Source organism: Belliella buryatensis (assembly GCF_900188245.1).
Taxonomy (GTDB): domain Bacteria; phylum Bacteroidota; class Bacteroidia; order Cytophagales; family Cyclobacteriaceae; genus Belliella; species Belliella buryatensis.
In genome coordinates, this window is the sequence record NZ_FZOK01000007.1 from 200,478 (window position 1) to 213,228 (window position 12,751).

9 protein-coding genes are annotated in these 12,751 nt (G+C 39.6%); 5 read left to right on the top strand and 4 right to left on the bottom strand.

What is annotated here, in order from left to right:
- Position 1 precedes the first annotated feature (1 nt).
- The 4 genes from ispF to CHB66_RS09160 all read right to left on the bottom strand — a co-directional run bounded on the left by ispF (position 2) and on the right by CHB66_RS09160 (position 4,694).
- Entirely contained in the window at positions 2-484 is a 483-nt protein-coding gene (gene ispF / locus CHB66_RS09145; protein ID WP_089240188.1) for a 2-C-methyl-D-erythritol 2,4-cyclodiphosphate synthase, read from the bottom strand.
- A 168-nt stretch (positions 485-652) separates the two neighbouring features.
- Positions 653-1,894 (bottom strand): M16 family metallopeptidase, encoded by a 1,242-nt coding sequence (locus CHB66_RS09150; protein ID WP_089240190.1) that lies wholly within the window; start codon positions 1,892-1,894, stop codon positions 653-655.
- Between the two features lie 99 nt (positions 1,895-1,993).
- On the bottom strand, positions 1,994-2,197 hold the full coding sequence (locus CHB66_RS09155) for a heavy-metal-associated domain-containing protein (protein WP_089240226.1): 204 nt from the start codon (positions 2,195-2,197) through the stop codon (positions 1,994-1,996).
- Between the two features lie 301 nt (positions 2,198-2,498).
- The gene (locus CHB66_RS09160; protein ID WP_089240192.1) at positions 2,499-4,694 is read right to left on the bottom strand and encodes a heavy metal translocating P-type ATPase; all 2,196 of its coding nucleotides are present in this window, start codon (positions 4,692-4,694) and stop codon (positions 2,499-2,501) included.
- 212 nt (positions 4,695-4,906) lie between these two features.
- Here CHB66_RS09160 and bshC point away from each other — a divergent pair, with 212 nt between their 5' ends.
- The 5 genes from bshC (at position 4,907) to CHB66_RS09185 (ending at position 12,236) form a co-directional block, all read left to right on the top strand.
- A complete protein-coding gene (gene bshC, locus CHB66_RS09165) occupies positions 4,907-6,475 on the top strand; it encodes a bacillithiol biosynthesis cysteine-adding enzyme BshC (RefSeq protein ID WP_089240194.1) in 1,569 nt (522 codons plus the stop codon).
- Positions 6,468-7,034 (top strand): 5-formyltetrahydrofolate cyclo-ligase, encoded by a 567-nt coding sequence (locus tag CHB66_RS09170; protein WP_089240196.1) that lies wholly within the window; start codon positions 6,468-6,470, stop codon positions 7,032-7,034. The genes bshC and CHB66_RS09170 overlap by 8 nt, the downstream gene beginning before the upstream one ends.
- A 33-nt stretch (positions 7,035-7,067) precedes the next feature.
- Complete coding sequence (locus CHB66_RS09175; protein WP_076502586.1) at positions 7,068-7,550, top strand: hypothetical protein; 483 nt, start codon at positions 7,068-7,070, stop codon at positions 7,548-7,550.
- Positions 7,551-7,801: 251 nt separating this feature from the next.
- Positions 7,802-10,858 (top strand): SusC/RagA family TonB-linked outer membrane protein, encoded by a 3,057-nt coding sequence (locus tag CHB66_RS09180; protein WP_089240198.1) that lies wholly within the window; start codon positions 7,802-7,804, stop codon positions 10,856-10,858.
- 13 nt (positions 10,859-10,871) lie between these two features.
- Positions 10,872-12,236, top strand: a complete 1,365-nt coding sequence (locus tag CHB66_RS09185; RefSeq protein ID WP_089240200.1) for a RagB/SusD family nutrient uptake outer membrane protein — start codon at positions 10,872-10,874, stop codon at positions 12,234-12,236.
- Positions 12,237-12,751: the final 515 nt, after the last annotated feature.

Consider the following 12,751-nt stretch of genomic DNA (forward strand, 5'->3'; position numbering starts at 1 on the left):
CTTAAGCTTTTTCTATCAATACAGCACAATAGGCAGAAACCCCCTCTTCTCTACCAACGAAGCCCAGCTGCTCAGTAGTAGTAGCTTTGATGGAAATATCTTCTTCATCAATTCCCATGACCTCTGCCAAGCACTTTTTCATTTCAGGAATGTGAGGGTTTACTTTTGGGATTTGTAGACAGATGGTAGAATCAATATTCCCCACTTCATAGCCTTTTTCCCGAATTAGTTTCATCACATCTCTGAGTAGGATTTTTGAATCTATGCCTTTGTATTTTGGGTCTTTGTCCGAAAAATGATAGCCTATGTCCCTCATGTTGGCTGCACCTAGTAAGGCGTCGCAAATGACATGAATGAGTACATCAGCATCAGAATGTCCTACGGCGCCTTTTTCATGAGCAAGTTTGATCCCACCCAACCAAAAATCATAGCCTACTTGCAGCTGATGTACATCATACCCAAATCCAACTCTTATCTTTTTCATCTTTCTTGTAAGAAATCTTTATGTCAATTTTATTATTCGCTACTTTTAACTTGTGCTTCATTCTTGATTTTCAGTGTCCATTTAGTGTGATATCTACCAATATTATGTCCGCTTTAGCGGCATAAATACCAATGAATATCTACATCATAATCGCTCAAGATGAATAAATTAATTATTTACACTTTTATAGTATATCACCGAAGCATTCTCTTCTTGCAATATTGTATTGGCCCAATGGATGATTTTATCCGAAGGAATGCGGGTTTTGATTTCGTACTCCTCTTGGTAATAGTTAGGGTTGCCCAAATGGGCGTAATAGGCCAAGCTCATAGCTCTATTCAACAATTGGATCGATTCGTAGGTTTTCATGGCTTCAGCTTGATTTTTCACTTTCTGGAGAATAGTGTCTGAAATCTTGCTACTTTTAAAAGCTTTTACCACTTGGTCTAAAGCTTTCTCAGCCTCTTCTGCGGACTGTCCTTTCTCCATTTTGCCAGAGAAAACCATCAGTCCAGGGTCTACAGTCCCAAAGATGTAAGCTCCAATAGACGCGAATGTTTGTCCATTTTTGACTAGCTCCTGTTCCAAAATCGAAGAGCGGCCAAAGCCAATGATGTCTGTTATAAGATCAGCTTCTAAGTAGCCTTCCTGCATTTTGCCCGGCATGTGATAGACTTTGTAAAGGGCATCCGTAGGGACTTTGGCTGCTACAATTTTTGTTTTCTTTTTGACTTGAGGGAGTTCGGCGGTAATAGTTTTTTTAGGAATAGATGCAGAAGGAATCTCTGCAAACCATTTTTCACTCAATCGCTTGACCTCTTCCAATGTGACATCGCCAGCTACTACCATGATGGCATTGTCTGGGCGATAATGAGTGAAGTAGAATTCCTCTACATCTTCTTTTTTATAATTGACAATGTCTTCTATCTCTTTGCCAATCGTAGGCCACTGATAAGGATGCCGATCATATGCTAGTTCTCTGATGTGGTGAAAGATATCTCCATAAGGCTGATTGAGGTAGCGTTGCTTGAATTCTTCAATGACTACTTTGCGTTGCGTCTCTATGGTTTTATCGGTTAGGGCTAGGTTCATCATTCTGTCTGATTCTAGCCAAAAAGCCGTTTCCAGATTCACAGCTGGGAGCGTGATGTAATAATTAGTGATGTCAGTATTGGTAAAAGCATTGCAAGAACCTCCTACTTTCTCCAATGCAGTATCAAAAACAGGGATGTGCTTCGTACTTCCAAACATCAGGTGTTCGAAGTAATGTGCCAACCCAGTTTTGCCTATTATTTCATTGCGAGAGCCAACTTTATAGAGGATGTTGACGACAGCTATTTTGGTACTGTGGTCCTCATGAACCAGTACCTGAAGGCCGTTATCCAATACAAATTGTTGGTAATTGATCATAATATTGTTTTGGGCAAAGCTAATAAAATAAACCTGAAATAGGCAGTCGTATTAGATTGACCTACTCAGGTTAAGTTTAAATTTGTAATAATTGTTTGATTAGATTGCCTCAGCTTTGTATCCAGCTTTTTCTAAGGTAGAGATGATTGCCTCTGGATTTTGCTCTCCTGATACAGTCAGAATTCTATCAGGATGGCTCAAGTCCACCTTCCACTCAGTATCTTCTAATTTTGACATTTCCGGTGTGATGGCCGCTACGCATGCACCACATTTCACGTTGGTTTTGAATTGTTGTGTTTTCATATTGTTCATATTTTTATCCCTGCATTTCATACAGGGCAATTAAATGTTTAACCCCTCTGGGATTTGACTCTATGTTTACCAAGGCGTAAGTCAATGCAACTTGCGCCAAGATACCAGTTGTTAATCCTAATTTCCCTAATCCTACTTTATTAAATTAGGAGATTGGGTCAAACCCGCCAGGTTGATGAACCATACAGGTTTAAAATTTATCATTTCAAAACCTGGCAGGATTTTTCTTGTCACTTTATAACATGACAAAATAGACCTAATAACTAATCCCTAGTAGCTAATCCCCCAATAACTAATCCTTAATAGCTCGTCTAAGTCTTAAGCTATTACTTACCACTGAGACTGATGAAAGTGCCATGGCTGCTCCAGCGATCATGGGATTGAGCAGGAAGCCGAATGCTGGGTATAACACACCAGCTGCCAAAGGAATTCCAATCACATTGTATATAAAAGCCCAAAATAGGTTTTGTTTGATAATTTTCACCGTTTTCTTAGTGAGCTGTAGTGCTTGAGGTATTTTGATCAAGTCAGAATGTACCAGTGTGATCTCTGCTACCTCCATCGCAATATCTGCCCCTTGCCCCATGGCAATACTCAGATCAGCGATACTCAGAGCTTCACTGTCATTGATGCCGTCTCCCACCATAGCGACTTTTTTGCCTTTAGCTTGGAGGTTTTTGATGTAGTTAGCCTTGGCTTCTGGAAGCATTTCCGCTTCAAATTGGCTTATGCCTACGGCATTGGCGATAAAAGCTGCTGTATTTTTTTGATCTCCTGTGAGCATGTGCACTTCGATGCCTAAGGCTTGAAGTTGTTGAATCGCTTTAGGAGATGAATTTTTGATGGGATCGGTGATTTTGAAATATCCTAGTAAATTTTTTCCCTTTGCAGCGTAAACGATGATTGCTCCCTCTGCAAGCAGCTGTTCAGCTTTTTTCAGCATTGAATCATCTAGATTTACTTTTTCTTCTTTCAGCCACTTGAGATTTCCTATGCGAAAAGTGGTTTCTTCGAAAACCCCCTCCACGCCTTTTCCAGTAATGCTTTGGAAATTTTGAATTGGAGTATGATTACCTTCTAGGTACTCTGAAATGGCATTAGCCAATGGATGTTCGCTTTTTTTCTCTAAACTATATAGTGCAACCTTATCTTTTTCTTGGAAAAACTCACTTGCCACAAAAGTTTCTACTTGAGGCATTCCTTCTGTAATCGTCCCTGTTTTGTCTAGGACTAAAGTGTCAATTTGGGTACCTCTTTCAAGACTTTCTGCATCTTTGATCAGGACTCCTAGTTCTGCCCCATGCCCCATGGCTGCCATGATGGCTGTAGGTGTAGCCAATCCCAGAGCACAGGGACAGGCAATAACGTAAACAGTTATCATAGCTAACATCCCTCTGAGCCAAGCGTCGGTTGTTCCGCTTAGTCCCCAAACTAGTAAAGTGACAATTCCAATCACCAAAACCGTTGGGACAAATATAGAGGCGATTTTATCTACAAGTTTTTGTACGGGAGCTTTTGATCCTTGTGCGGTTTTTACCCTTTGAATAATCTGTGAGAGGAGTGTTTGGTGACTTTCAGAAGTGACCTCAAAGACAATACTACCAGCTTGATTGATAGTGCCTGCATATACTTCAGAATTAGCAGTTTTGGCAATGGGAATGGGCTCGCCAGTAAGCATGCTTTCATCTACATAAGATTCACCTTCAATGATTTTTCCATCAAGTGGAATTTTTTGGCCTGGTTTGATAAGGATCATCTCTCCTTTTTTCACTTCATCAGTTTCCTTTAGGATTTCTTGACCATTTTCCAGAACAATCAATTCCTTTGGTTGAAGACTCATTAATTTTTTCAAGGCCTCACCTGTTCCTGCTTTGGCTCCTGCTTCGAGCATTTTTCCAAGTAGGATAAAAAATAAGATCACCGCAGCAGCTTCGAAATAGACATGTGGTTCCAAGCCCTTGCTGATCAAGAAGTCAGGAAAGAATGTATTGAAGGTACTGTAAATATAGGCGATTCCGGTACTGATGGCCACTAAGGAGTCCATATTGGCAGACAGGTTTTTGGTCTGATTCCAGGCATTTTTGAAAAACTGATTGCCAAATACAAGAAGAATAGGAGTAGTCAGCGCCCACATGATATAATTTCCATATGGCATGTGCATCCAAAACATCCCGATCATAAAAACAGGGAAGGCCAGTATGCCAGCATAAAGCGTCTTCTGTTTGAGTTTTTGATAAGCTTCTTGCTGTTTGTTATCCAATTCCTCTTGGGTAATGTCACCTATCAGCAAATCATATCCGCTGGACTGAACGGCTTTTTTTAAATCCTCTATGCTTATTTCCAAATCTTCCCATTCTATGATAGCGGCATGATTGGCATAGTTTACTGTGGCTGACTTTACGCCAGGACTGTTTTTCAATGTATTTTCTATTGAGACGGCACAAGCGGCGCAGCTCATGCCATCCACAGGGATTTCTTTCTTTTTCATTTCCGTTTGGTTTCAGTTTTTAATTCTATCTGAAAGACATCAACATACCCCAAAATTACACGCAATTAGTTCAACATCTTTTATATAATTTTTGAAGATATTCAACAAGAAATGACCGCTCTTGTAATACCAGAAAATTTTCGAACTTTATGGTTTGTAAGCAAGTTAGTTGAACTTGTACCCAATATCTTAGCATACAACCCGATAATTCCATGATTAAAGCTACAGTAGATCCCGCGTGTACCGGCCAATTCTCGCAATTATTTTTAGACTACCTAGCAGAGAAAAAAGAATTGAAGGCGTTTTACAGTCACTTTCCTAAGATTGAGAATTTCGAGAAATTGATAGCAGCAAAGGAATTTAGCCAAAGCAATAGAGAGATCTTGGTGGAGGCATTGAAGCGTCAGTATGCTGGTATATCCTTGTCTGAAGAATCCTTGTCTCAAATCAAAAGCTTAGGAGATGCTCATACTTTTACAGTGACGACTGGGCACCAGCTAAATTTGTTTACAGGGCCACTTTACTTTATCTATAAGATCGTATCCACGATCAACCTTGCGAGGCAACTGAAGTCGAAATATCCTAAGCATCATTTTGTACCTGTCTATTGGATGGGGGCGGAGGACCATGATTTTGATGAAGTCAATTATTTCAAATTGGATGGGAAGAAGTATCAGTGGAATACCAACCAACAAGGCGCAGTTGGGGAGTTTCAAATTGATGATTCATTCAAGGAGTTTCTAAAAACAGTTCCTTTTGCACATCAAGTTTTTAAAGATGCCTATCTCAATTCCAAGACGGTAGCAGAAGCTGCAAGAAGGTATGTTCATGCTTTATTTGCAGATGAAGGCTTGGTCATCATTGATGGGAATGATGTAGCATTGAAGAAGCTTTTGATTCCAGTGGTGGAAAGTGACCTTACAGATCATGTTCCCTTTCAGAAGGCGAATGAAAAATCGTCTGCTTTAGAGCAATTAGGGTATAAAAGTCAGATTTTCCCTCGCGAGATCAATTTTTTCTACATGGATAAGGGTGTCAGGGAGCGAATTGAAAAGGTTGGTGGTCAGTACCAGGTACTGAATACTTCCTTGGCCTATAGTGAATCAGAAATCAAGGATTTGATCCAATCTCATCCGGAGCGATTCAGTCCCAATGTGGTGCTGAGGCCACTTTATCAGGAGATGATTCTTCCTAATATTGCTTATTTGGGAGGCCCTGCTGAGGTTGCCTATTGGTTTCAGTTGAAGGGCGTTTTTGAATACTATCAAGTTCCATTTCCAGCTGTGATGCCTCGTAATTTTGCGGTCGTCTTAGATCCTTTGGTGCAGAAGAAGCAAGAGCAGTTGGGTTTATCAGATGAAGAATTGTTCGTAGATTTTGAAGGATGGAAAAAAGCGCATGTTGCTCAAAATGCCATATTGGATATTAGCTTATCTGAAGAGAAGCAGCAACTTGCTTTGCTTATGACAGCGGCTTCGCAGCGAGCAGTGAAAGTGGATGCTACTTTGGGGTCAGCTTTTGAGGCGGCCAAGGTGAGGTCAATAAAAATATTAGATCACCTAGCTGGAAAGGTTAGAAAAGCCGAGGAACGCAGGTTAGCCACTGATTTGAATAGGATGCAGACTTTGAAGCAAATGATGTATCCTGGTGGAAGTCCACAGGAAAGGGTTGAAAACATGATGAAGTTCTATCTCGCTGATGAGGGCTTTATAGGTAAACTTTTGGCTAGTTTTGATCCGTTGGATTTCAATTATTTGATATTGAAGTTGGAAAATGAATAAGGGACAAATTAGGGCTGAACACAGGAAAAAGAGGGCTGAGTTGACTTCGCTTGAGATTCAGGAAAAGTCAGAAATGATCCATCAGCGCTTTCTTGATTTTTTGGTGAAATATCCAGATATCAAGCATTTGCATGTTTTTTTGTCTATCGAACGACTCAAAGAAATAGACAGTTTCCCATTGATTGCAATTTTACTTGATCAAGGTTATCAACTTTATACGTCGATTTTGGATACTGAGTCGGGTGAATTGAAGACTGTGTATTTGAAGAATTTGGAAGATTTGACAATCGACAGTTGGGGGATTCCTGTGCCTAGTTTGGCAGATGTTGCAGCTCTTGATCAAATACAATTGGTTTTGGTTCCGCTTTTAGCTTATGACCAAAAGGGGAATAGACTTGGCTATGGGAAAGGATATTACGATGGGTTTTTGAGTAAATTGGATCAGGAAGTAATGAAGGTGGGTGTAAGTTTTTTTGAACCTGTAGTAAAAATCGATCAAGAATGGCACGATATTCCCTTAGATTTGTGCATCACTCCTCAGGAGGTGTTTTTCTTTTAATTATTTGATATATTTATTCTAAACTACAAAAACATGAAAAAGGTAATTTACACGCTTGTAATCCTCGCCTTTATGGCTGTAGGTAATGAAACTTTGGCACAAGGTTACAACACAGGGATCGGTCTGAGAGCTGGTGTTGGCAATGGTCTGACTGTAAAACATTTTCTAACTGAAAAAGGAGCTATAGAGGGGATTTTGCATTCTAGATGGAGGGGTTTGGTCATTACAGGACTTTATGAAGTACATAATGACATCAGAGAAGTAAGAGGATTGCGTTGGTTTTATGGTGGTGGTGCACATATTGGTACTTGGAATGCCAACAGGGGAAATACTCCTTGGGGAGAGCCCAACAGAAGCTATACTGTGATCGGTTTGGATGGTATCATTGGTTTAGATTATAAATTCACCGATGCACCAATCAACTTATCGTTAGATTATAAGCCAGCATTCAATATTTCTGGCTATACAGGATGGTGGGGTGATGAGGTCGCACTGTCGATTCGATTTACATTCTAAGTTATCTAATTAGATCTTTTTGAAAGCCATGGATTTATTTCATGGCTTTTTTTGTGAGTTTTTAGAAAATATTTTAAAAAAAACGGTAATTTTTTTGAATAAAAAAAAATGAGATACAAATTAAAATTTATGTTAAAAACATGTAATACTGATAAAAACCACCTTTTGCTTTAAGTGTTGTTGAGAGATTGTTCTTTTGTAAAGTTCTGAATTTAAGTAATATTTACATCATAACTACTCAAAATGATCTTATGAAAAAAGTTTTACTTCTTATCTTTTTTACATTATCGTTTTTCGGTCAAGCATCATATTCCCAAAATGTTTTGATATCTGGACAGATTTTATCGGATGAAATGGGAGGCCCATTATCTGGGGTTGATGTTTTAGTGAAAGGCACTACTCGCCGTACGGTTTCAGACATGGATGGTCGGTATACCATTCAGGCCAGTGCAAATGAAACCCTGGTGTTTTCATTTATTGGATTTGTTTCCCAAGAATTTGCAGTGGGAAGCGCTTCTACAATCAATGTGACTTTAAACTCAGACGCCAAAACCATTGGAGAAGTAGTGGAAGTGGGATATGGTAGCACTACTAAAGGAGATTTGACAGTGAACATTGCTTCTGTCAAAGGAGATGCCTTGGCAACTGTACCAGTTCCCAACTTCCAAGAAGCTCTTCATGGTAGATTGGCTGGTGTATTTGTAGAATCTTCTAACGGAAAATTGGGTGAAGGTGTAAAGATCCGTGTTCGTGGTACCACATCTATTTCTGGGGGTAATGATCCTCTTTATGTGATCGATGGTATACCTATGACCACAACTGGTGCGATTGGACTTTACAATCCACTTTCTGACATTAACTTCAATGATATTGAGTCTTTTGAAGTTTTGAAAGATGCTTCTGCTGCTGCAATTTATGGTGCTCGTGCTGCAAACGGCGTAGTTTTGATCACAACTAGATCTGGAGCCAAAGGTAAAACCAAGTTCAATGTGGGTATTCAAAGAGGGGTATCTTCTCCTACTAGGCTGAGAGAGTTTTTGAATACTTCCGAATATATTGAATTAATGCGTGAAGCAGGGAATAACTATGACCGTAGAGTTTTTGGGACTGACCCTCTGAATAACCCTGCAGATTATCCTGGATCTGAATTACAATTTGTGGATCGAGAATTTGATATCCTTTCTGGTTGGTCAGAATGGAGAACAGGAGAAACAGATACAGATTGGCAAAAGCAAGCTTTCAACCCTAATGCAGGAACTTTGAATGTAAATTTCTCTGCTTCTGGAGGGGACGAGAAGACCAGATTTTTCTTTTCAGGAGCTTACGACAAGCAGGATGGGATTTTGATCAGAAATGATTTTGAAAGGGTGTCTAGTAGGTTGAGACTTGACCATAATTTGAATAATAGATTTTTAATTGGAGGGTCTTTTTATTTGGCTAGAGTACAAAATAATAAGGTTTCAAATGATTTGGCATTCAATAATCCAATGCAATTGGTTGCACTAGCACCTATTACTCCTATTCGAGATTTGAATGGACAATTGTATGACAGACCTACAACTACCTATTATAATAACTTGATCGATTCTGAAAATGCAGAATGGTTGAATACTTCTTTTAGAAATATCACCAATATATATGGGGAGTACAGATTAAGAGATGATTTGAGGTTCCGTTCTGAGTTTGGTGTAGATATCATGAATCAAAATGAAGAGCAGTTCTTTGGATCTAGAACTAATGTTGGTCTTTCTACCAATGGTAATGCTAGATCTAGATGGACTAGGATTTTCAATTACAACACCAATAATTACTTCACTTACACCAAAAATTTTGCTGACAAGCATGATTTAGAAGCGATTGCTGGGATGTCTTTCCAGAAGTCTGATCAGTATTTCACCTTCGTGGAAGGACAGGAGTTCCCTTTTGATGAGTTGAGAACACTAGCTTCTGCCGCAGAAATCATAGGTGGTTCTTCTTCTGTGACCAACTTCTCTTTCTTGTCTTACTTCACAAGAGTAAATTACAAGTATGCAGGTAAATATTTGGCAACTTTGAGTGCAAGGATAGACGGGTCGTCTAGATTTGGGGAAAACAACAAGTATGGTTTCTTCCCAGCGGCTTCCGTGGGTTGGATTTTGTCAGAAGAGGGCTTCTTGAAAGGCAATGAAAAACTGAGCTTGTTAAAGTTGAGAGCTTCTTATGGTCTGACTGGAAATTCCGAAATTGGTGATTTTAATCATTTAGGAATTTTTGGAGCGACTAATTATGGAACAGCATCAGGTATAGTTCCTACAATAGCACCCAATCCAAATCTTACATGGGAGAATACAACTCAATTAAATTTAGGACTTGAATTCTCTTTATTCAATGATAGAATCACAGGGGAAGTCGATCTTTATGACAAAAACACATCAGGTTTATTGCTGAATGTCCCAGTACCTACTACTTCTGGATTCAATATTCAGAGACAGAATGTGGGTAGAATGCAAAATTACGGGATGGAAATTGTCCTCAACTCAGTCAATGTTGCCAGACAGGACTTCACCTGGAATACATCATTCAACTTTGCTAGAAACATCAATAGGGTGAGAGAGCTTGCTCCAGGTCAGACTTCCATTCCTCCAGCTTCTTCGAGGTTCTTGAATGGCGTATTTATAGGTCAGTCAATCGGAGTGTTTTATGGTCCAGCTTATGCAGGTGTAGACCCAGCTAATGGCGATGCACTTTACTATACCAATGCAGAAAGAACTGAGACTACTAATAACTACAACGAGGCTGAAAGACAATTTGTAGGTGATCCAAATCCGAAATTCTTTGGAGGTATTACTAATAACTTGACCTATAAAAACTTTGATTTGAGCATCCTTTTCCAAGGTGTATATGGCAATGATATTTTTGATGCAGGCAATGAATTTCATTCTTCTGTAGGGTTTAGATTTGACAACTCTACTAGAGATCAGTTGAGAAGATGGCAAAATCCGGGGGACATTACAGATGTTCCACAATCAAGACTGGGTTTGTGTAATGGATGTAGACCATCGAGTAGATTTATATCAGATGGTAGTTATTTGAGATTGAGAACCTTGACTTTTGGATACAATATTCCAAAAGCACAGCTAGAAAGATTCAAGGTAAACTCCATGCGTGTGTTCTTCACAGGACAGAACCTGTTGACATTGACCAATTACAAAGGATGGGACCCTGAGGTGAATACAGACTATATAATTAGCAATATTTTATCTGGGAATAACTTTTACTCCGCACCACAGACTAAGACTTTCTCTTTGGGTATTAATGTAGGATTTTAAATAAGATACGAAGATGAAAAAATATATAATCACGGGATTAATAGGATTGACAGCGGTTTTTAGTAGCTGTGACGATCAATTGTTCATCTCTCCACAACAAAGTATCGATCAAAGCTTGGCATTGAATTCTGATGCTAATGTAAAGAGTGTTTTGTTGGGGGCATATGCAGAAATGAGAAGTACGTCCCTTTACGGAGGTAGATTACAGCTTTATTCAGAAATGCTAGGAGCAAACAATGAAGTAAGGTGGGAAGGTACTTTCAACCAACCAAGGGAGATGTTTAACAAGCAGATTTTTGTGAACAATTCCTTTGTAGAAGGAACATGGGCTGCTGCTTATAGGGCTATTAACGTAGCGAATAATGTCCTTTCTGCCTTGGATGTAGTGAATGAATCTGACAGAGGAAGAGTAGAAGGAGAGGCTTTGTTTATTAGAGGTTCTATGTACTTCGAATTGATCAAGCTTTATGCTCAGCCTTACACTTCGGGCAATGTAAGCGCCAATCTTGGTGTCCCATTGGTTTTGCAGCCTACTCGTCAGATAGATGATGAGAGCTTTGTTAGTAGAAATACGGTAGAAGAAGTATATCAGCAGATTCTAAATGATTTGAATAGAGCAGAATCACTATTACCTGCGGTAAACTCCTTCTTGGCTAGAAACTATGTAGTATCGGCTCAGCTATCTCGTGTATACCTACAAATGGAAAGATTTGGGGATGCTAGGGATGCAGCTAACCGAGCGATCAATACCGCTACTACAAATGGGAAAAGCTTGGTGCCAGTATTTATGAATGCTTTCAACACGGACAATGACTCTCAAGAGGATTTGTTTACCATTCAAGTCAATACCCAGGATACTGCTAATGACATGTTCTTGTTCTACTCCTTGCCTCAGTTTGGTGCTAGAGGTGGAGATGTGGCGATACTTTCTCAGCATATTGCACAATACGAGGCTGACGATGATAGATTGGATCAATTCTTCTTTGATGCAGGTGAGGAAAGAACAGCCAAGTGGAGGGATCAATTTAAGAATGTAAAAGTGATGCGCTTGGCGGAATTATATCTGACAAGAGCTGAAGCAAACTTAAGAGCCAGCGCTACAACAGGAGCCACACCGCTAGAAGATATCAATAGAGTGAGGGCACGTGTAGGCCTTCCAGCTTTGACGACGGTGACATTGGAGCAGATTTTAAGAGAAAGAAAGCTTGAATTGGCGCACGAAGGTCATGCGATTCATGATGTGAAAAGGACTCGTGGTTCGGTGACAGAAGGAAATACCACTTATCAATTTAACGACCCTAGGATGGTATTCCCGATTCCACAGAGGGAGATGGATGCCAATCCGAATTTGGTACAGAACCAAGGGTATGGAAATTAATCAATAGCTTTAAATTAAAACAGGTAATAGATCAAGGGAATCCCAGTGGGGTTCCCTTGATTTTTTTATGGGAAGTTTGGAATATGAATAAGTGGGTTTGCTAAGTTTTTGAATTTGGAGCGCTGAAGCGCAGGGATTGGCGCGAATGTATCTAGAGTATTAAAAAATAGTCAAAATTGGATATGATAGTTCGAATTGCTCTACCCTTTTCAGTCTACTTATGCCAAGCATTTCAGTTCAAACTGTGTCAGTTTAGGCAAGATCGAAATAACCAACAATAAGGATGGATTGTTTTTTTTATTGAGAGGAGTGGTTTTGATAGAAATCTAATTCTCTCTTACTTTTTGTTCCCGTATCCCGAAGTCTCGGGACGGGACAGGCTCCCGATAGTGATCGGGACAGGCTCCGATAGCGATCGGGGGTCGTGTACTGAAATAGGTTGACACAATTTTACTAGAAATTGTAAACCTATAATCGGACAAAATGCAAGAAAAAGAAAAATTCTCTGAAGACGC